This window comes from Polynucleobacter necessarius, from assembly GCF_900095215.1.
Taxonomy (GTDB): domain Bacteria; phylum Pseudomonadota; class Gammaproteobacteria; order Burkholderiales; family Burkholderiaceae; genus Polynucleobacter; species Polynucleobacter necessarius_H.
The window spans coordinates 478,955-498,022 of sequence record NZ_LT606949.1; the positions used below are offsets into that span (position 1 = coordinate 478,955).

Below are 19,068 nucleotides of genomic sequence, written 5' to 3' on the forward strand. Positions count from 1 at the left end.
TTTGTTCTAAAAAATGATTTAAATTATTTTAGTTTTAATAAAAAATACGCGCCAGGCAAAACCGATAAAACGGTAATCGCTCCATAGCTAATTGAAGCTAAAACAGTTAAAGAAGGGTTGACGCCCCACAAGGCTAAGACGGATGAAAGTGTGGCTTCACGAAGACCCCAGCCAGAGATGCTAATGGGCAGCATGAGTAGCAAGCTCAGTGCTGGCAAGCCGATCATCAGGCCCTCAATTGGGGCGTCCACTCCATACGCTTTAAGGCAGAATAATAGGGTCAAGATTGTCAGAAAGTGAATGCCAATGGCTAAGCAAGCTTGGGCAATATTATTAGGCCATGCGAATGCCAATTGAATCCCAGGCATGGCGTGATTCATATTGAATCGATCTAAGAATTTTTGTAGCGGTTGTTTGCTAGGGCCCCAAGTCAAGATGATGGCGATTGCAACGACCGCTAACAGCATTAACGCCATGACTGCATAACCTAGGTCTTGCCCCCAAGTCGCCAATGTGGCACCGCCCAATATCAAGCCAATTGCGCCTAGTAAATTATTTCCCGCTAAACCCAAGAGACGGTCTACCAGTACCATCGCAAAACTTAAACGTAATTTAGGTGTGGCATGCTCAAGATCGACTGAGTGATGAAGCTCTTTATCTAATTCTTTGGTTTCCGATAGGTTGCCGGCGTTGGTTAAGTGAGTGGCAGTGATAGCGCGGTAGCCGTCGCCTCCCAAAGTGCTTGGTAGACCTTGATTAATGAGTCCACCCGAAAAATAGAGGCCGATGTAAGAGCGGATGCGACCTGGAAATCCTACGGCTTGCATAAACAATCCCCAGCGATATCCGCCGCAAATAAAGGCGCACATCATGCTGGCAAGCGCCGCTAAAAACCACAGGGGTTGCATTTGAATATGGGTATCGAATAGGGAATGCCATTCAATGCCGATGGTGGCTTTCCATAACAAAGCGATAGAAAGAAGAACGCGAATCGTTGGCCAAGTTCGCTTCAGAATGGATTTCCACCCCGGTTGGGTTTTGGGGGTGTGCTTGGATTGTGAACACATAAGCGTAAGGATAATGCATTGGACCCCCAAGGTCTTGAATTTGGGGGAATTACTCCGGCCGACCGAGGCCCTGCCAGTTGCGACAAAGACTAAAGTCAAACTTGGATAAAACCCTTCCAAATCGCTCAATTTCTAGGTTATCCAAGGGCTCACACGCCTCAAAGGCGGATGTATTGCCCACCGGCATGGGATATGGCATGCCGGACCAGTTAATCAGGAGGATATTTGCCCCGGGCGGAAGCTGACCGAACCAAAGGTCAAATTGATCCTGTCGCTGATCTAAAACAAATACCGGAGTAGGAGAGGCATACCAAGCAGCGCGACTACCTAGGGTCCAGTGTTGAACGGCAATACCATCTGTCTTGGTTGCTTTTACTAGACCCGCTGCTGTGTGACCGGCAACTTTCCAGCCATATAAATCCGCAATCGGATTGGATTTGATTGAGGCAGAGCTAATGCCGCCAGATAAAACATACCCAAAGCCGATGCAGCAGAGCGCGACTTGGATCAAAAATAAAACACGTATCCAGCGACGGTGTTGTGTAGCCCAAGCTTTTGCCAATCCAATTCCAGCGAAAGGCGCGAGACAGAACCAGGCAGGTGAAGTCCAATGAGGTAGACCTCCTCCGCCGGACAAGCTAGTAAAGATTGCAAAAGGAATTAAAAAGAATCCTAAGAGTGCAAGCAATGGAAGCTTGATGCCATGCATGCAGTCTTTTAGGAATGCAAAAGACCCCAAAATAAAGAGCGGTCCAAACACGAGGATTTGAAGACTTATGTAGGCTGCTACTCTGCGCCAGAGCCATTCACCGCCGCCGCCGTGAGCCAGTTGATATTTGAATGAGATCCAATCATGTGCCCAGTTCCAGTAGATGACAGTGGTGATCAGTAGCAGCGCTACTGCGACAGCTAGCCAGAAACCGGCTTTAGTGAGCCATGGTTTTTTTGGAGTACTTAGGAATACAAACAACAAAGCAAATGCGGTAAACGCAGCGGTGTATTTACTTAAACCTGCTAGACCCAATAGCGCCCCAGCAATTATCCAGTCGCCAATATCAAAGTGATCTTTTTTCAGCCAACGAATGGCCATCAACATGAGGCCGAGGCTTAAGGGTGTCAGTAGACTATCTGGCAATAAACCAATTGCCAGGATATGTAGCATTGGTGCTGCAACAATAGTTAAGACCGCTAAGAGGCCGCACAAGTTGGCGGAAGGAAGTGCGCTAGTGAGATAGCCTGCGTTACGACCGCGAATGAAATGGTGAATTTCAAAGGTGACTTGGTAGACCAAGAAGCAAGACAGAATCCACAATAATTCAGGAATAAGACGAATAAGCCCTTCAGAAGAGGTGAGTGCTACCAAGGGCCACTGTATCCAACCTACTAGAGGCGGGTGATCAAAATAACTCCAGGCTAAGTGTTGAGCATATAGAGCATAGTGCGCCTCATCAATTGAAAATTCGATTGAAAAGCCCAGGGCTAGATGCACGGCTGCAGCAATCAAGACGCAGATGATGGCCCAGCTTGAGGGTGATTGTTGGCGCATCTATTGATTTTAGTCTCACAAGACCCATTCTTTGGGACAATTGAGATATGGTGAAACGAACAACCTGGTTTTTTAATCCTAAGTACAGTCATATTCCTCTCTGTATGCGCTGGACTAAGCGGCGGTTCCGTTTATCGCCTGGAGAACTATCAAGGCAAAACAGTGCTGAGCGCGAATTCAAAAACATCCGCATCGGGGTTGGCTGTCAAGTTACGTTCGCGTCAGGCCGCCAATTTGTTATTGCAGTGGGAGTGGAAGGAAATAAATCCCATCGTCAATGCGGATAATGCGGACGATGCCCCACTTCGCATCTTAGTTGCATTTGATGGCAATAAATCGAAGTTACCCTTAAAAGAAAAGATGACTGTTGAGATGGCTAATCTAATTAGCGGACAAGAGATGCCATATGCCACATTGATGCATATCTGGTCAGGTAAATCTCCTGTTGATACCATCATCTTAATGCGCACACCTCACGCATTAAGATGATCGTGGTGGATTCTGGTTGGGATAATTTAGGGCAGTGGCAAAAGCATCAGCGGAATTTGGCGGCTGACTATAAACGTGCCTATCGCGAGTCTCCCGGTGAGGTTATTGGGATTGCCTTGCTGACCGATACAGACAATACTAAGTCAGAAACGCGTGCCTTTTACGGTGATATTGAATTGATTCGCAAAAATTCAAAATAAGCGAAGCAGTTCGCCAAAACTATTTATTTAGATTTGGTGACCGGGATGCCAGCGCTTCAGTAAAAGCGCATTACTCAGGACACAAAAACTCGATAACGCCATAGCGCTACCAGCCAGCATAGGCGAGAGATAGCCTAGGGCGGCCAAAGGGATGCCCGTATCATTCAAGATAAAAGCCCAGAACAAATTTTGCTGAATCTTTTTCCAGGTGCGCTTGGAGATATCGACTGCATTTGCCACTAAGTTGGGATCGCCTCTCATCAGGGTAATGCCGGCTGCTTGCATGGCCACGTCGGTGCCAGTAGACATTGCCATGCCCACATCTGCGGTTGCTAGGGCGGGTGCATCATTTACACCATCACCTACCATTGCGACATATTGTCTTTGTCCATCTTTTGATTGAAGTTTACGAATAATTTCTGCTTTATCGCCGGGCAGAATTTGCGCGAAGACTTCTTGAATGCCGATGGTATTGGCAACACGTTTGGCTGCGGCGAGATTGTCACCAGAGAGCATTACTGCTCGAAGATGCAAATGATGTAGTGAGGAGACTGCTTCTCTAGCATTGTCTTTGAGCTCGTCTCCAAAGGCAATGATGGCGATTGGTGCTGGAGACACGCCATTATTTACTAATGCAGAAACAGTTTGGCCGGCATCAAAACAGGCTTGCGCTTTGTCCATTATTGCGGAGTGATGATGGCTACCTTCTAGTGCAGCAATGCTTTGCAGACTAAGACTTTGACCTGCAAAAATTCCTGAGATGGGTTTTCCGCTAATACAGATACCGGGAATGGCTTTGCTATCGGTTTTGGCACTTGGCTTGAGATCTTTTTGCTTGGCGGCGTCGAGTAGCGCTTTTGCAAGAGGATGTTCGCTTCCTAGATGTAAACCTGCGGCGCTTGCTAGGATGTCATTTTTGGAAACTGAATGGTCTAATGCAATGATTTTTAGCAGTCTCGGTTTGCCGACCGTGAGCGTTCCTGTTTTATCAAAGGCAACCACGTTCAGGCGATGCGCTAATTCCAAAACTTGAGGATCTTTAATGAGAATTCCAAAGCGGGCTGCGACCCCTGTGCCGGCCATGATGGCCGCGGGTGTGGCAAGACTTAGCGCGCAAGGGCCAGCAATGACGAGGACGCGTTCCCCATTAAGGGGGCCGCCGATGACTTTTCCGTTGATATATGTTTTGACTGGCTCGCGTTCTCCAGTGAGGAGAGACTCATCTACGTGGCTATTGCCAAGCAAGATGATTCCATCTACCGGTATACGCTCGCCAGGCAATACCAATATACGATCTTTGGGAAACACTTGATCCAGGGGAAGATCTCGAAATTGATCCAACGCGGAGTTATCGGTGATCACGATATCGCGCTCTATTGCTTTGGCATGCTCTGGCCATAATTTTTGTAAAGCGCGTATTGCTTCGCTTGTTTGTTGCTTTGCTCTGGCCTCCAGCCATTTGCCAAGCAAGACCATGCAAATAATTACGGCCGAGCCCTCAAAGTAGAGTTCGTGATTCGCGTGGGGTGACGCAATCATTTGATAAATACTTAAACCGTACGCTGCAGTGGTGCCGAAGGCTACGAGTAAATCCATATTGCCAACACCTGACATTAGGGATTTGAAGCCTGATTTATAAAAGAGCCATCTTAAAAAAAATTGCACAGGAGTGGCGAGTAGAAGTTGCCACTTTGGTGAAAGTGCCCAATGTATGCCAAATGGCATAAGGAGCATGGGCAAAAAGAGTGAGGCGGAGAGGATGAATCCCAGCAATACTCGTCCCAGTTCATCCGTACCCCAGAATAGTTTCGATGGGGCCAGTTCGACCATGCCATGGGGCAAGCTTATTTTGGCTTCATACCCTGTTTTTTGGACTGCGGCGATTAAGTCATTAATTTCAGTCTTTGAGTCCGGTTTTAGGCGGATTTTGGCCTGCTCGGTAGCCAATTCACGCTAGCCGCTTCTACCCCAGGAATCCTGTCTAAAGCCTTCTCAAACCTGCCAACGCAGGATGCGCAGGTCATGCCGCCGATATCTAGGGTAAATAGCTCTGATTTAATGTCGTTTTGAGGGCTCATATAGAAGATAATCTACTTGTATGCAAGCCATATTTACATCAAAAAGGCCTATATTGTGGACTCTAAAAGTATCTAGAATGACCCGTGGAGGCTGTATTAACGCCGTAACTCGAGAAATCCAAGCTCAGGACCCGCAAGCAAAAGTTCAGGCGGATTTGGCCAGTCAAATTGTGACTCTGGAAACCATCTTATCGGCAGAGCAAGCAAGCCGGCTTATAACAGATGCTGGTTTTCCGGTTGCTTAATAAGCATTGTTTAGAATGTCGGCAAACCTAGCAAAACCCGTAGTTTTTGTTCTAAAAGGATCGTGATTTATGTTCTTCAGTAAGTTAATGCCTCACGATGGTAATTTCTTCGAGTTATTCAATGAGCACGCCAACAATATTGTTTCCGCTTCCGAATCTTTTTTAAAGTTCGTTGAGCATTACAACGATGAAACCCTGCGCGCTAAATATACGGAAGATGTTGATAAAGCAGAGCATGCTTGCGATAATGTTGTAAAAGAAGTGCATCGCCGTTTGCATAAAACCTTTATTACGCCAATCGATCGTGAGCAAATTTTCTCTCTCATTAATACGATGGATGATGTGGCTGACTTGTTGCAAAACGGCACAGAAGCGATGCATTTGTATGACGTCAAGCAAATGACGCCTGAAATGCTACAAATGGCAGAGCTTTGCAATCAATGTTGCATCGGCATGAGAAATGCTGTTGCAGCATTAAAGGATATCTCCGATCCTGAGGTAGCTAAGGCGGCATTGAAAACTTGTGATGAGATTGATCACTTGGAATCTGGCGTTGACCGCCTGCTATCGACCGCGATTACCCGCCTATTCCGTGAAGCCATCGAAGTACGTGAGCTGATTAAGTGCCAGCGCATTTATGAGTTGCTTGAGGAAGTTACCGATAAATGTGAAGACGTTGCCAATTTGGTTGAAGGCATTGTTCTTGAAAATTCTTAAGGCGAATTAAGTTGCCATCGACAGAAGTAGCTTTTTGGGTCGTAGCGCTTTTAGTGGCGCTAGCCCTTGCATTCGATTTCATGAATGGATTTCATGATGCGGCCAACTCTATTGCAACCGTAGTCTCGACCGGCGTTTTAAAGCCGCAACAGGCAGTAGTGTTCGCAGCCTTCTTTAACTTTTTGGCGATTGTCATTTTCCATTTAAGCGTTTCTGCCACAGTAGGAAAGGGAATTGTTCATCCCGCAGCCGTGGACTTGCATATGATCTTTGGCGCTCTGGTTGGCGCAATTGTTTGGAACGTGATTACTTGGTATTACGGTATTCCTTCAAGCTCATCTCATGCTTTGATTGGCGGCTTGGTTGGCGCGGCATTGCCAAAGGCAGGGGTTGATGGCTTGGTTTGGTCAGGAATTATTAAAACTGTTTCCTTCATCTTTATCTCCCCATTTGTTGGCTTCTTGCTTGGCTCTTTGATGATGTTGATAGTGGCCTGGGTTTGTCGAAATGCAAATCTGGCTAAAACAGACCGCTGGTTCCGCCGCCTTCAGTTGCTATCTGCGAGCGCCTATAGCTTGGGTCATGGCGGCAATGACGCTCAAAAGACCATCGGCATTATTTGGCTTTTACTCATCATCACTGGCTATGCCGAAGCTGGCGCAAAGATGCCGCCTACTTGGACAATTATTTGCTGCTACATCGCAATCGCGATGGGCACGATGTTTGGTGGTTGGCGCATCGTCAAAACTATGGGTCAAAAACTCACCAAACTCAAGCCTGTAGGTGGTTTCTGTGCCGAGACTGGTGGCGCGATTACCTTATTCGCGGCAACTGCTTTAGGAGTTCCGGTTTCTACTACCCACACAATCACTGGTGCTATTGTTGGGGTTGGATCAACCCAAAGGGCCAGTGCCGTCCGCTGGGGTGTGGCTGGAAACATCGTCTGGGCATGGATCTTCACCATTCCAGCGACTGCTTTGATGTCCATGGCAGTCTATTACTTGAGCCTACTAATTTTTTAAAGCCGTTAGCTAAAGGTGGTTGGTATCACTTGCGGCAAATATTTTCGGCTACGAGTAAGCTAGCGCTAATTTAAGAAAATACTTGAAACCTAGAAGCTCATTCTAGGTTGACTCATATTAGGAGAAGGTTGTGGCGGTTACACCGGAAGTGGTACAAGCGGCACTCAAAAGCTTAGTTGATCCCAATACTAAAGTTGATTTCGTCACTACAAAAAATATTAAAAATCTTCGCGTAGAAGATGGCGATGTGTCTTTGGATGTCGTGCTTAGCTATCCTGCCAAAAGCCAGTTTGATGCCATTCGTAAATCAGTTATTACTGCTCTGCGTGAATTGCCAGGCGTAAAAAACGTCAGTGTGAATGTGAGTAGTCAAATTGTCGCGTATGCGGTACAGCGTGGACTGAAGTTGTTGCCTGGTGTAAAAAATATTATTGCTGTTGCTAGTGGTAAAGGTGGTGTGGGTAAATCTACTACGGCGGTCAATTTAGCCTTAGCTCTTGCAGCTGAGGGCGCACAGATTGGTATCTTAGATGCGGACATTTATGGCCCAAGCCAGCCGATGATGTTGGGTATTACCGGTAGGCCAGATTCTATTGAAGAGAATACGATTGAACCAATGGAGGCTTATGACCTGCAAGCGAGCTCAATTGGCTTTTTAATTGATGATGATGCGCCGATGGTTTGGCGTGGCCCAATGGTGACTTCGGCTCTTGAGCAATTGCTTCGTCAAACCCGTTGGCGCGATTTGGATTATTTAATAGTGGATATGCCGCCTGGTACGGGTGATATTCAGCTGACACTGGCGCAAAAAGTTCCTGTAACCGGTTCAGTGATTGTGACTACGCCTCAAGATATCGCATTGCTCGATGCTCGTAAAGGTCTCAAGATGTTTGCGAAGGTAGGGGTGCCCATCATCGGCATTATTGAAAATATGAGTACTTACGTTTGCACAAAATGTGGACATGAAGAACATGTATTCGGTACTGGTGGTGGCGAAAAAATGTGCAAAGAGTATGGCGTGGATTTTTTGGGATCTTTACCCCTCAATCTTTCTATTCGTGAGCAGGCTGATGCGGGGCGCCCAACGGTAGTTGCCGACCCAGACGGCGCTATTAGCGCAATCTATAAAGGCATTGCTAGACAGGTAGCTATCCGTGTTGCTACTCTGTCTAAAGATATGAGTAGTAAATTCCCGAATATCGTTGTTCAAAACACTTGAGGCTCTGAACATTTATGCGTTTTGCGGTAGTAATACGTAAACAAAATATTGATAACCCCTGGGTTTCATACCGCTGGGCGCCTCAGGAAGTATTGCCTGACTTTGGGCAATTCAATGCTAATCAAAGTAATTCCATTTCTGGTCAGCTTCTTGGGCGAGATGACGCAGGCGAGTCTTGGTTGTTCACTGGTTACGAATGAGATCTTTTTCCGGATGAGGCTGAAGGCTACTACCTCAATGTTTCGACTACAACACCCAGTTGGTTTGTGATGTGGCGCTTAGAGGACGATATTGAGCGTGATATTGATGGGCAATCAATTGCTTTGGCAAAGTCTGAATCATCCTTCGCGGTCCCACATCGTATTTGTGTGAGCTATAACGAAGCTGCTGGTTTGCTTGATGGTGGTGAGTCAGTGTACGCGATCAGGATGAGTGGGCAGTATGCATCGTGACTGCAAGAGTATATCAACGACAACTACCGTCCTGAACCCAAAAAACGTCATAAGCCCGCCTCATTTAAAGGCGCTGAGCGTCCAGCGTAGGAATCATGGCTGATAGATTTCTTAGTCGCTGGTCTAAACGCAAGGCGGCTAAAGACAATGATTCCTTAGAGAAAAAAGTTGAAGCCCCGCAGTCTTCTGGGGATCCCCCTGTGGAGAAGGTTGTCGAAGAAGCTGCGCCGCTCCCCACTTTGGAAGATGTTGCCAAGATTGATCGATTTGACCCCGATTTTTCCGGGTTCATGAAGCCAGATGTGGATCCTGGTGTCCAACAGGCCGCCTTAAAGAGAATGTTTACCGATCCTCATTTCAACATCATGGATGGATTGGATATCTATATTGATGACTACAGCAAGCTAGATCCTCTGCCGCCAGGCATGCTGGATAGAATGGTGCAAAGTGATATGTTGAAGCTTTTTCCTCAAGCGCCCGAGACAACGCAAAATACAAAACAAGCCGAGCACCAAGTTGACGATCTGTCGATCGAGAGCGGTAAATTGGAGGTGCGGCAGGAAACTGATTTAACATCCACACAGCAAAAAGCCTCCGATCGCTTGGCTCAAGTGCCACATGAAGTGTCAAAAGAGCATGAACAGAAAAAACCTAAGAAGATAGCGCATGAGGCAAAAATTAGTCTGCCATTGCAATTGCAATGGCACTATGCCTTTGGATGCAAAAGCCTTGGGTGTGCCAATTCATCAATCTTGATGTAGACAAGAAGTAGGCTCTTTTTTAAAAGCCTGAGATGATTCGGATTCTTTGGTGGTTGCCTGTACCCAAGAGGGCGCGCTGTTTAGTGAATTGGCCGATCAAGTCGAGCAGCCTCTGATTGCGCCACTGCGTTTTGTCAATATTCGTGAAGTGGCCGGCTGGACGCAAGAGGCCAAAACCTCTGGCCCTAAAATTGCCGCGTTATTGGCATTGGCGGATATACCCGAGGCTGAGCCTGTTCCAGTTGTGAACTATGAAAGCCGGGGTAGATTGTTGATTATTGGCGCTGGATCACAGGCCATTCCATGGGCTGCAAAACTCAGTTCCTCACTAGATGTTTCTGTTTTATGTACTGAGCCTGGTGACTTACCGCTTACTCGAGGCTACCCGATTTACACCGGTGGGATAACTAAGCGAGATGGATATTTAGGAAATTTCTCGGTGAGTTGGGATTTACAAAACCCGATTGATCCTGAGATGTGCACTCGCTGTGGAGCTTGTGTTGAGGCATGTCCTGAACAAGCTATCGATCTTTCTTTTCCGATTGATTTAAACAAATGCAAATCCCATCGCGCATGTGTCACTACTTGCGCAAGTATCGGCGCTATTGGTTTTGATCGCAAAGAGCGAGATCGTCATTCTGAATTTGATCTTATTTTAGATTTGCGTGCAGATCCAAAGATGCGCATGAGTCAAACTCCACAGGGCTATTTCGCTCCTGGAACCGATCCTCTGGAGCAGGCATTGGCTGTTAATCAGTTATCAGAAATGGTTGTGGAGTTTGAGAAGCCTAAATATTTTGCTTATAACGAAAAGATTTGCGCGCACGGTCGTAATGGCAAAGTGGGTTGTAGCGCTTGTATTGATGTTTGTTCGACCGGAGCCATTGGGTCGATATTTAAAAATGGCCAAGGCTCAGTTGAGGTGAACCCCAATCTTGGTATGGGATGTGGGGCTTGCGCAACGACATGTCCTTCTGGCGCTATGCGATACAACTACCCTAGTGTTTCTCATCAAGGTAAAGAGGTGAAGACACTAGTCAGTGCGTTTACGGCAGCAGCTAAAAAGTTGAACCAGGCGATTGCCCCCCAGCTTACTTTTGCATACCTTAAAAGCTGGCACGCAAATGATTGACGGATTGGGTAGGTCTGCACATTTCATGCCAAAACAGTTTGAAGGCTTGCCAGCGTTTGTTATTCCTTATGGCATTGAGCATATCGCCTCTATCGGCCTGGACTTATGACTTGGAGCTCTCTCGTATGGTTTTGCCGATGTCACACTACTGTTAAGTGGGAATGAGGACCCCGCATACCGCGCCGCTCTTGAAGAGCAAGCGAATTTAGCAAATAGCATCCTGAAGGCTTATGGCTTTAATGAGCGCATTCATTTGATATTGGCAAGCTCCCCTGATGATTTATCCGCAGTGTCTAAAGCAATGGGATTATTCCGTCAGCGAAGAGCTCTGAGTCCCATCTGCACTCCTGCAAGTATTGGTTTATCCAATCAAAAACGTGAAACGTTGGAAGCGGTTTTAGAGCATCTGCAAAAACAAGCAAAGACACCATTGCCGGAGGCGGGTGTTGCGCTCCCGAAGTCTTCCTTGTTAGGTGGTTTGGCAATTAATAAAAATGCATGCACCTTGTGTATGTCTTGCGTAAGTGGCTGTCCTGAGGGTGCGCTTTTAGATAATCCAGATGAACCCATTCTTTCCTTTATTGAAAAGCCGTGCGTTCAATGCGGTCTTTGTGTGCAAACTTGTCCTGAAAAAGCGTTGACCCTTGCGCCACGTTTGCAGACGATTGAGCAGCGCAAACAAAAAGCTGTTCTTAATGAAACCCAGGCATTCCATTGCATTAGCTGTGGTAAGCCATTTGGCACTTTGAAGATGGTTGATCTGATGTTGACTAAATTGGGTGCTCATGGTGCTTTTGCTGGAGCAGCAATGGACAGATTGAAAATGTGTAGTGATTGTCGGGTGGTGGATATGGTGAAAAAAGAGATATGAGCGCAATGACCAAAGCGACAAACAAGGCAATGCCTACAGAGCATTCTTCTGTGGAGGTTGGGGATGTGGGTTTGCCAGAAGAGCTGGCAAGAGCGGATTTGTATGACTTAATCGCTCGCTTTTTTCAGATGCCGCCTGCCCAAGACGTGTTGAATCAAATCGCAGCTACAGCCGATCAGCATGATGCTGCTGACGAGGCGCCTTTGGCTCGGCTTTGGATGGATGTGGTTGAGGTTGCCAAGAACAATCCAGCCAAGGCTTGGCATGACGAGTTTGATCTCAATTGCATCAGTGTAGGTAAGCCTAATGTTGTTTTGAATGGTTCTTTTTATATGGCCGGCCATTTAAACGAAAAAGCTTGGGTCAATATTCGTCAGGCACTCGAAGAATTTGGGTTGGAGGCTTCGGAGGAGGTGACTGAAACTGAAGACCATATCTCAGCACTGTGTGAGGTCATGCGCTACCTCATTGCGGGAGGTGATGTTGAGATATCAAATCTTACAAATCAAAGGATTTTCTTCAACGAACATATTCGTCCTTGGTATGACGAATTGTGCGATGCAATAGAAGATATTCCGGAAATGCATCTGTACCATCCCGTTGCCGCACTTACCAGAGAATTCTTGGCGATTGAGAGTCAAGGTTTTGACATGATTTTATGTTGCGTTGCAGCATATGGAAATGCCTAGCAATTACCAATGAAGCAAATATGTCAAAAGTGCAATTACGGATTAAACTTGACGGGAGTCAAGAATAATTAGATAGGAGCATGCCATGAGCATGAAATCCAAAGTTGCCATCGGCAGCCGCTGAACCAAGTAAAGCCATGCTTGATGGCAATGGCAAGATTGAAGTCAAGAGATCTATCTGTACTCATTGTTCCGTTGGCTGCGCAGTAGATGCCACCGTTCAGAATGGTGTTTGAGTGCGTCAAGACCCGGTATTTGATTCGCCTATTAATTTGGGCGCGCATTGCGCTAAGGACGCTGCTTTGCGTGAGCATGGCCACGGCGATTACCGTTTGCGTTATCCAATGAAGTTGGTGGACGGTAAATATCAACGCATCTCTTGGGATCAGGCGCTGACTGAAATTATCGTTCAAATGAAGAATATTCGCGAGAAGTATTCTCCAGATGCGATGTTCTTTATTTGATCATCTAAGCACAACAACGAACAGGCCTACTTGCTCCGTAAGTGGGTCTCTTGCTTTGGCACAAACAATACAGACCATCAGGCCCGTATCTGTCACTCCACCACTGTTGCCGGTGTTGCAAACACCTCGGGCTACGGTGCGATGACCAACAGCTACAACGACATGATGAATGCCAAGGCCGCTTTGTATATCGGCTCTAATGCGGCTGAAGCCCATCCAGTTTCGATGTTGAGCTTATTGCACGCCAAGGAAAATGGTTGCAAGGTGATTGTGGTTGGTCCGCGTTACACCCGTACGGCTGCCAAGCCTGATCAATATATCCGTATTCGCTCTGGTACTGACATTCCTTTCTTGTTTGGACGTCTGTATCACATTTTCAAGAATGGCTGGGAAGACAAGAAATACATCAATGACCGTGTTTACGGCATGGAAGAGATCCGCAAAGAAGTGATGGAGAAGTGGACTCCTGCCGCAGTTGAAGAAGCTTGTGGCGTACCTGAAGCTCAAATGTATCAAGCTGCCAAGACTATGGCGATGAATCGTCCTAGCACGGTTGTTTGGTGTATGGGTCAAACGCAGAACGCTATTGGTAATGCCATGGTGCGCGCTGCCTGTATTTTGCAGTTGGCATTAGGTAACGTAGGCAAGTCTGGCGACGGTACACATATTTTCCGCGGACACGATAACGTTCAAGGTGCCACTGACGTTGGTCCTAACCCAGACTCCTTGCCTGGCTACTATGGTCTCGCTGCTGGCTCGTGGAAACACTTCGCAACAGTTTTGGGTGTTGACTACGATTCGATTAAGGGCCGTTATGCGCCAGACATGATGGAAAAGTCTGGTACGACCGTTTCTCGTTGGGTCGATGCTGTTCTCGAGAAGAACGACATGATCGATCAGAAAACAAACGTTAAAGGTTTGTTCTTCTGGGGTCACGCACCTAACTCGCAAACTCGCGGCCTAGATATGAAGCGCGAGATGAATAAGTTAGACCTCTTGGTGGTGGATCCATACCCAAGTGCAACTGCGGCAATGGCAGCAATGCCGGCAGCAGAGGGCGACGTTGTAAACAAGAATCGCAATGTTTACTTGTTGCCAGCCGCAACTCAGTTTGAAGCTTGCGGCACTGCAACAGCGTCAAATCGCTCTTTGCAGTGGCGTGAAAAAGTAATTGATCCATTGTGAGTCTGTGCCTGACCATGTGATCATGCAGGCATTTGCCGATCGTCTTGGCTTTGGACAAGAGTTGTCCAAGAACTACAAAATGCTCAGTTCTAAATTTGCCGTTAAGCAATGGAAAGAGCCGCAAATTGAGGATATCTTGCGCGAGATCAATCGCTCCGTATGGACCATTGGCTATACAGGTCAAACTCCTGAGCGCTTGAAAGCGCATATGAGAATGGTTGCCACATTTGATCCGAAGACATTGAAGTCTCGTGGTGGAGTGGATTCGGTGACCGGCTATGACACCACTGGTGATTACTATGGTCTGCCTTGGCCTTGCTATGGCACTGCTGCAATTAAACATCCTGGATCACCCAACCTCTATGATACCAGCAAGAGTGTGATGGAAGGGGGGGCGGCAACTTCCGCGCAGACTTCGGTGTTGAGCGCGATGGTGTGAGTTTGTTAGCTGGTGACGGTTCTTGCTCTAAGGGTTCTGCAATCACCACTGGTTATCCAGAGTTCGATCACGTATTCGTGAAAAAACTGAGTTGGTGGGATCAGCTAACGGAAGATGAGCAGAAGTTCGCAGAAGGCAAGAACTGGAAGACTGACTTATCTGGCGGTATTCAGCGTGTTGTGATGAAGAATGGCTGCCATCCATTTGGTAACGCCAAATCTCGCGCAGTGGTTCGGAACTGCCCAGATGCAATTCCAATTCACCGCGAAGCGCTCTACAGTACAAATGCGCCAATGATGCGCAAGTACCCAACTGCCGCAGATAAGAAGAATTGCTGATGCCTACCAACTCTCTATAAGACTGTTCAAGACCAAAACTTGAATCAGAAGTTATATGAGAAGTTCCAAATCATTCTGACTTCAGGTCGTTTGGTTGAGTATGAGGGTGGCGGTTATGAGACCCGTTCAAATCCATGGTTGGCTGAACTCCAGCAAGAAAACTTTGTGGAGATCAATACTAAGGCCGCAGCAGATAGCGGTATTAAGAATTGGGATTATGTTTGGGTCAAGTCGCCAACCGGCGCCAAGATCAAAGTTCGTGCGTTAGTGACTGAGCGTGTTAATCAGGGTGCTGCGTTTGTGCCATTCCACTTCGCTGGCTGGTGGCAGGGCGCTGACTTGCGTAAATACTATCCAGAAGGCGCTGCGCCTGTAGTTCAGGGTGAAGCGGTTAACACTGCAACTACATACGGTTATGACAGGGTGACGATGATGCAAGAAACGAAAACCACGATGTGTCAAATCGAGAAATGTGCCTAAGTCAAAAAATAAGGTCAGGAGCACACAATGGCAAGAATGAAATTTATTTGTGACACAGAACGATGCATTGAGTGCAACGGTTGTGTCACTGCCTGCAAGAATGAAAACGAAGTGCGTTGGGGTGTTAATCGTAGTCGCGTTGTGACGGTGAATGATGGCATCATTGGTCAAGAAAAATCAGTATCAGTTGCTTGTATGCACTGTAGCGATGCGCCTTGTATGGCCGTCTGCCTGGTAGATTGTTTCTATCGCACAGATGAGGGTGTTGTCCTGCACGATAAAGATATCTGTATCGGGGTTGCGGCTACTGTTCGTTTGCTTGCCCATTTGGCGCGCCACAGTTCTTGAGTAAGGACGCCTTTAGTTCCCGCAGCAAAATCGATAAGTGCACATTCTGGAGTGGTGGTCCAGAAGAAAACGGCAGTGTTGCTGAGTTTGAGAAGTATGGTCGTAACCGCTTGGCAGAAGGTAAGTTGCCACTTTGTGCTGCAATGTGTTCTACCAAGGCCGTGATTGGTGGGGATAGCGATGTGATTAGCGGCATCTTCAATAATCGTGTCGCCACCCGCGAGAAGAATGGCAGATATCCAGGGTCGAAAGCGTTTGGTTGGACTACTGCTTATGTTGGCCCTGATGCCCCAGCGTCAACTCCAACGCCTGCCGTGAAAATTCCAGGAGCTAAATAATGAAAGCCATTTTGAAAACGCTCGGTTTATGTTTTGCAGCAGCGGCTTTATTGGCTGCATTCTCTGAACCCCCAGAAATTGCTGCTAAAGCTGCAAAGCGTCCGGATGTGGCGCCTTACATGGGCGCTAACAATGGATTCATGACCAAAAATTGGACGCCGGGTAATCAGGCCAGCTGGACTAAGTCGATTGACAAGCGCACTCAGGGTCAAAACGAATACAGTCGCGTTAAGTGATCAACTAAACAACAATAAATAAAACGAAAACATTTAAGGACATGTGTATGAAACGATCATTTTCTAAAGTTCTACGCACTTTGGTGGTGACTGCTGGTTTGTCGCTGACATTGGCAAGCGGAATCAGTTTTGCTGAGCGCGCGCCGATGGCGCCCTTGCCATCTCCAAGTGGGGTGGATATTCCACCTTTATCCGTACCAGTCAATCTCAATGCTTTAGCAAACGGAACTCAGGCTCAGGCGCAACCGGATAACCCCTCTATCTTCACTTCTGCAAATAGTGATCCGCATAACTACGTCAGCATTCCTGATAAGGAAGCCAGCGTTCTGATTCAGTGCTCTGGCCAAGAGTGGCGCGTGATTCGCAATGGCGTCATTACTGTGTATGGCGGTTGGTTGTTGGCCTTAGCCTTTTTTGGAATCATTGCGACTTATACGCTTAAAGGCCCCATGAAATTACATGAGCCAATGTCGGACGTAAAGATCAAACGTTTTAGCGCGTTTGATCGTTTGGTGCATTGGTTCATGGCATTTAGCTTTTTAGTATTAGCTTTTACTGGCTTATTGATTTTGTACGGTAAGTATTTTGCGATGCCATTGATAGGTGGGACGGCTTACGGCTCGTTCTTGATGGTTTGCAAGAATATCCACAACTTTACCGGCCCTTTATTTACGATTTGTATCGTCATTTTCTTCTTGCTCTTTGCTTACAAAAATGTGTTTGGTAAGGGTGACATGGCATCGATTATGGGTTTTGGAGGAGTTTTTTTCAGGCAAACATATTCCAGCGGGCTTCTTTAATTTCGGTGAAAAGTTCTGGTTTTGGTTTGGGATGACCTTCTTGGGATTGGTAATATCAGGCTCTGGATTTGTGCTCGACATGATTTTGCCTTTTATGACCTTGGAATACACGCGCGGCACAATGCAAATCGCGAACATCATTCATAGCAGTGCCGCAATTTTGATGACTGCCATGACGATGGGTCATATCTATATTGGTACGATTGGTTCACAGGGATCAATCGACGGCATGAAGACTGGATATGTGGATGCTACTGGGGCTAAAGAGCACCATGAGATCTGGTACAACAAGGTGAATAAAGAAGGACAAAGCCATGAAAAAGATCATTGCTTTTACATTCTGCGCATTTGCCTCTGCTACAGCTTTTGCAGCTCTCCCGCCGTTAACTCCGGAAGCACAGGCGGCAGCGGATTTAGCTAAAGCAAAAACCGCCTACGGCGATAAGGTTGGCGCATATAAATTTGTTTAGCGCACAACAAGGTGGCAGATCAATTTAGGGCACCTGGAACTCCTGCGCCTGGCGTATGCACGGCTGCACCTCCATTTACTCCACCAGTGGCTGCCGCAGCTCCGGCTGCTCCAGCTGTACCTGCGGCTAAATAAGGTTAGTCGTTAAGCAGCTCTTGATGTAGGTAGCGTTTCTCTGCTGGTGTTTGAGGCTGATTCAAGAAGGGGTCTACGGGTCCATTTTCTTTTATCTCGCCTTTGTCAAGAAAGATGATGTGTTCAGCGAGTCTTTGTACTTGAGCGAGTTGGTGGGATGAAAAAATTACATTCGCACCTTGTCGGTTACATTGGCGAATCAGATCTTCGCCTTGTTCAGTTGCATTGGGGTCGAGATTGGCTATAGGTTCATCTAGCAATACTAAATTTGGCTGCAAGAGAATGGCCCTGCCAAGGCAAAGCTTTTGTCTTTCTCCGGTGGATAGTTTGTGGGCTGGACTAATGTCTAGATTATCTAAACCCACCTGCGCCATCACCCGATCTACATCGGTATTCCGAATCGATGGATCGACATCTCGCGCTATTCCCAGATTGGCTTTAGCCGAGGCTTTAATCATGAGTGTGCGGTGTAAGATTTGGCTTGAAGGAATAAGTCACCGTGCCTGAGTCAGGCTTGATGAGCCCATCTAGGAGCTTCAGTAAAGTAGTTTTTCCGGCGCCGTCTGGGCCAATGCATGCGGTAATTCGGTCTGCGGGAATGATGGCATGAGCAATATTAAGGATGGTTCTGCCATCACTCTTGACAATAATGTCTTTGACCTCAATGAGTCTCTCAAAAGTCTGTGTTGTACTAACCATAGCGACGCTCCGCAACTTGGCAAACCGCAAAGGTAAGTAGATTGGCAAACAAAACGATGGTCAGCAAGACAATGCCGAGCGCAAGAGCGAGAGGTAGATTACCTTTGCTAGTCTCTATGGCAATCGCGGTTGTCATTGTTCTAGTTGAATGATCAATATTGCCGCCAACAATCATTACTGCTCCAACCGCTGAAATGACTCTTGCTAGGACAGCAAGAATAGCAAGGATGAGCGAGAAGCGGCAATCCCATATCAGCCATTTAAAGCGAGACAGAGGGGGGAATCTGAGGCTGAGAAAGAAGTCACGGTGAATTTTCCAGGAGTCCTCCAATATTTGGCGTCTAAGAGTGGCAATGAGAGGGGTTGTCAGTAATGTCTTGACCACAATCATCCCATTGACTGTAAATAGCCATCCCCACATCCCTAGCGGCCATGTGCGGGACAACATGAGATATACCAGGACCCCAACGATTACAGTGGGGACGCCCATCAGGGTATTAAGGGTCACAATAATCGTTTTCTTGCCTGCGAATCGTTCTGTAGCTAGAAGTGCTCCAATTGGGAGGCCCAGCAGTGCTCCAATCAGCAAAGCCGTGAGACTAACCTGTAGCGAAATCCAGACGATCCCAAGCACTCCGCCATCCAAATG

21 protein-coding genes and 3 pseudogenes are annotated in these 19,068 nt (G+C 47.0%); 17 read left to right on the forward strand and 7 right to left on the reverse strand.

Annotated features, from left to right (window positions below):
* Positions 1-23: 23 nt before the first annotated feature.
* Together DXE35_RS02690 and DXE35_RS02695 are read right to left on the reverse strand one after the other, a co-directional pair.
* Entirely contained in the window at positions 24-1,067 is a 1,044-nt protein-coding gene (locus tag DXE35_RS02690; protein ID WP_114689497.1) for a lysylphosphatidylglycerol synthase transmembrane domain-containing protein, read from the reverse strand.
* A gap of 49 nt (positions 1,068-1,116) precedes the next feature.
* Entirely contained in the window at positions 1,117-2,613 is a 1,497-nt protein-coding gene (locus DXE35_RS02695; protein ID WP_114689498.1) for a glycosyltransferase family 39 protein, read from the reverse strand.
* A 162-nt stretch (positions 2,614-2,775) separates the two neighbouring features.
* Here DXE35_RS02695 and DXE35_RS10895 point away from each other — a divergent pair, with 162 nt between their 5' ends.
* Together DXE35_RS10895 and DXE35_RS10900 are read left to right on the forward strand one after the other, a co-directional pair.
* Positions 2,776-3,102, forward strand: a complete 327-nt coding sequence (locus DXE35_RS10895; protein ID WP_269459850.1) for a DUF3047 domain-containing protein — start codon at positions 2,776-2,778, stop codon at positions 3,100-3,102.
* Positions 3,103-3,104: 2 nt separating this feature from the next.
* Positions 3,105-3,302 carry a DUF3047 domain-containing protein gene (locus DXE35_RS10900; RefSeq protein WP_269459851.1) on the forward strand — a complete coding sequence of 66 codons (198 nt, stop codon included), beginning with the start codon at positions 3,105-3,107 and terminating at the stop codon, positions 3,300-3,302.
* Between the two features lie 27 nt (positions 3,303-3,329).
* Here DXE35_RS10900 and DXE35_RS02705 read toward each other — a convergent pair whose 3' ends face one another.
* Positions 3,330-5,249: a heavy metal translocating P-type ATPase gene (locus DXE35_RS02705; protein WP_231969939.1), complete on the reverse strand. Its 1,920-nt coding sequence runs from the start codon at positions 5,247-5,249 to the stop codon at positions 3,330-3,332.
* Complete coding sequence (locus DXE35_RS10110) at positions 5,219-5,380, reverse strand: heavy-metal-associated domain-containing protein (protein WP_331851922.1); 162 nt, start codon at positions 5,378-5,380, stop codon at positions 5,219-5,221. Before DXE35_RS10110 ends, DXE35_RS02705 begins: the two co-directional genes overlap by 31 nt.
* Before the next feature lie 77 nt (positions 5,381-5,457).
* On the opposite strand from DXE35_RS10110, the gene DXE35_RS02710 reads away from it, so the two are divergent.
* From DXE35_RS02710 to DXE35_RS10905, 15 genes and pseudogenes are all read left to right on the forward strand, one after another.
* Positions 5,458-5,625: a heavy-metal-associated domain-containing protein gene (locus tag DXE35_RS02710; RefSeq protein ID WP_114690357.1), complete on the forward strand. Its 168-nt coding sequence runs from the start codon at positions 5,458-5,460 to the stop codon at positions 5,623-5,625.
* A 69-nt stretch (positions 5,626-5,694) separates the two neighbouring features.
* The gene (locus tag DXE35_RS02715; RefSeq protein ID WP_114689499.1) at positions 5,695-6,342 is read left to right on the forward strand and encodes a DUF47 domain-containing protein; all 648 of its coding nucleotides are present in this window, start codon (positions 5,695-5,697) and stop codon (positions 6,340-6,342) included.
* Between the two features lie 80 nt (positions 6,343-6,422).
* The gene (locus tag DXE35_RS02720; protein ID WP_415070270.1) at positions 6,423-7,364 is read left to right on the forward strand and encodes an inorganic phosphate transporter; all 942 of its coding nucleotides are present in this window, start codon (positions 6,423-6,425) and stop codon (positions 7,362-7,364) included.
* A gap of 130 nt (positions 7,365-7,494) precedes the next feature.
* The gene (gene apbC / locus DXE35_RS02725) at positions 7,495-8,583 is read left to right on the forward strand and encodes an iron-sulfur cluster carrier protein ApbC (protein WP_114689501.1); all 1,089 of its coding nucleotides are present in this window, start codon (positions 7,495-7,497) and stop codon (positions 8,581-8,583) included.
* Positions 8,584-8,597: 14 nt separating this feature from the next.
* Positions 8,598-9,035, forward strand: a pseudogene (locus tag DXE35_RS10115) (DUF3305 domain-containing protein).
* Between the two features lie 95 nt (positions 9,036-9,130).
* Entirely contained in the window at positions 9,131-9,796 is a 666-nt protein-coding gene (locus DXE35_RS10120; protein ID WP_231969940.1) for a DUF3306 domain-containing protein, read from the forward strand.
* 49 nt (positions 9,797-9,845) lie between these two features.
* Complete coding sequence (locus DXE35_RS10125; protein WP_231969941.1) at positions 9,846-10,928, forward strand: 4Fe-4S dicluster domain-containing protein; 1,083 nt, start codon at positions 9,846-9,848, stop codon at positions 10,926-10,928.
* Positions 10,929-11,187: 259 nt separating this feature from the next.
* Positions 11,188-11,799, forward strand: a complete 612-nt coding sequence (locus DXE35_RS10130; protein WP_231969942.1) for a 4Fe-4S dicluster domain-containing protein — start codon at positions 11,188-11,190, stop codon at positions 11,797-11,799.
* Positions 11,796-12,488 carry a TorD/DmsD family molecular chaperone gene (locus DXE35_RS02745; protein ID WP_231969943.1) on the forward strand — a complete coding sequence of 231 codons (693 nt, stop codon included), beginning with the start codon at positions 11,796-11,798 and terminating at the stop codon, positions 12,486-12,488. Before DXE35_RS10130 ends, DXE35_RS02745 begins: the two co-directional genes overlap by 4 nt.
* A 143-nt stretch (positions 12,489-12,631) precedes the next feature.
* A pseudogene (locus DXE35_RS02750) lies at positions 12,632-15,394 on the forward strand (formate dehydrogenase subunit alpha); the annotation flags it as partial.
* A gap of 27 nt (positions 15,395-15,421) precedes the next feature.
* Positions 15,422-16,080: pseudogene (gene fdh3B / locus DXE35_RS02755) on the forward strand (formate dehydrogenase FDH3 subunit beta).
* A complete protein-coding gene (locus tag DXE35_RS02760; RefSeq protein ID WP_114689502.1) occupies positions 16,080-16,316 on the forward strand; it encodes a hypothetical protein in 237 nt (78 codons plus the stop codon). Before fdh3B ends, DXE35_RS02760 begins: the two are co-directional and overlap by 1 nt.
* A 47-nt stretch (positions 16,317-16,363) precedes the next feature.
* Positions 16,364-17,116, forward strand: a complete 753-nt coding sequence (locus tag DXE35_RS09490) for a cytochrome b/b6 domain-containing protein (protein WP_197713933.1) — start codon at positions 16,364-16,366, stop codon at positions 17,114-17,116.
* Positions 17,070-17,537: a formate dehydrogenase subunit gamma gene (locus tag DXE35_RS09495; protein ID WP_197713934.1), complete on the forward strand. Its 468-nt coding sequence runs from the start codon at positions 17,070-17,072 to the stop codon at positions 17,535-17,537. The genes DXE35_RS09490 and DXE35_RS09495 overlap by 47 nt, the downstream gene beginning before the upstream one ends.
* A gap of 60 nt (positions 17,538-17,597) precedes the next feature.
* Positions 17,598-17,720, forward strand: coding sequence for a hypothetical protein (locus DXE35_RS10905; protein WP_269459852.1), 123 nt, complete (start codon positions 17,598-17,600; stop codon positions 17,718-17,720).
* A 2-nt stretch (positions 17,721-17,722) separates the two neighbouring features.
* Here the strand turns inward: DXE35_RS10905 and DXE35_RS02775 are convergent, their stop codons facing one another.
* From DXE35_RS02775 to DXE35_RS02780, 3 genes are read right to left on the reverse strand one after another with little or no spacing between them, the layout of a single operon-like run.
* On the reverse strand, positions 17,723-18,178 hold the full coding sequence (locus DXE35_RS02775; RefSeq protein ID WP_269459853.1) for an ATP-binding cassette domain-containing protein: 456 nt from the start codon (positions 18,176-18,178) through the stop codon (positions 17,723-17,725).
* Positions 18,171-18,419 (reverse strand): ATP-binding cassette domain-containing protein, encoded by a 249-nt coding sequence (locus tag DXE35_RS10910; protein ID WP_269459854.1) that lies wholly within the window; start codon positions 18,417-18,419, stop codon positions 18,171-18,173. Before DXE35_RS10910 ends, DXE35_RS02775 begins: the two co-directional genes overlap by 8 nt.
* A complete protein-coding gene (locus tag DXE35_RS02780) occupies positions 18,412-19,053 on the reverse strand; it encodes an ABC transporter permease (RefSeq protein WP_197713935.1) in 642 nt (213 codons plus the stop codon). The genes DXE35_RS10910 and DXE35_RS02780 overlap by 8 nt, the downstream gene beginning before the upstream one ends.
* Positions 19,054-19,068 lie beyond the last annotated feature (15 nt).

What these genes read in the sequence shown, in the direction of transcription:
- DXE35_RS02690 (WP_114689497.1), bottom strand. Translation starts at nt 1,067, where the DNA reads ATGTGTTCACAATCCAAGCACACCCCCAAAACCCAACCGGGGTGGAAA.
- DXE35_RS02695 (WP_114689498.1), bottom strand. Translation starts at nt 2,613, where the DNA reads ATGCGCCAACAATCACCCTCAAGCTGGGCCATCATCTGCGTCTTGATT.
- DXE35_RS10110 (WP_331851922.1), bottom strand. Translation starts at nt 5,380, where the DNA reads ATGAGCCCTCAAAACGACATTAAATCAGAGCTATTTACCCTAGATATC.
- DXE35_RS02710 (WP_114690357.1), top strand. Translation starts at nt 5,458, where the DNA reads ATGACCCGTGGAGGCTGTATTAACGCCGTAACTCGAGAAATCCAAGCT.
- DXE35_RS02715 (WP_114689499.1), top strand. Translation starts at nt 5,695, where the DNA reads ATGTTCTTCAGTAAGTTAATGCCTCACGATGGTAATTTCTTCGAGTTA.
- DXE35_RS02720 (WP_415070270.1), top strand. Translation starts at nt 6,423, where the DNA reads ATGAATGGATTTCATGATGCGGCCAACTCTATTGCAACCGTAGTCTCG.
- DXE35_RS10120 (WP_231969940.1), top strand. Translation starts at nt 9,131, where the DNA reads ATGGCTGATAGATTTCTTAGTCGCTGGTCTAAACGCAAGGCGGCTAAA.
- DXE35_RS02745 (WP_231969943.1), top strand. Translation starts at nt 11,796, where the DNA reads ATGAGCGCAATGACCAAAGCGACAAACAAGGCAATGCCTACAGAGCAT.
- DXE35_RS02760 (WP_114689502.1), top strand. Translation starts at nt 16,080, where the DNA reads ATGAAAGCCATTTTGAAAACGCTCGGTTTATGTTTTGCAGCAGCGGCT.
- DXE35_RS09490 (WP_197713933.1), top strand. Translation starts at nt 16,364, where the DNA reads ATGAAACGATCATTTTCTAAAGTTCTACGCACTTTGGTGGTGACTGCT.
- DXE35_RS02775 (WP_269459853.1), bottom strand. Translation starts at nt 18,178, where the DNA reads ATGATTAAAGCCTCGGCTAAAGCCAATCTGGGAATAGCGCGAGATGTC.
- DXE35_RS10910 (WP_269459854.1), bottom strand. Translation starts at nt 18,419, where the DNA reads ATGGTTAGTACAACACAGACTTTTGAGAGACTCATTGAGGTCAAAGAC.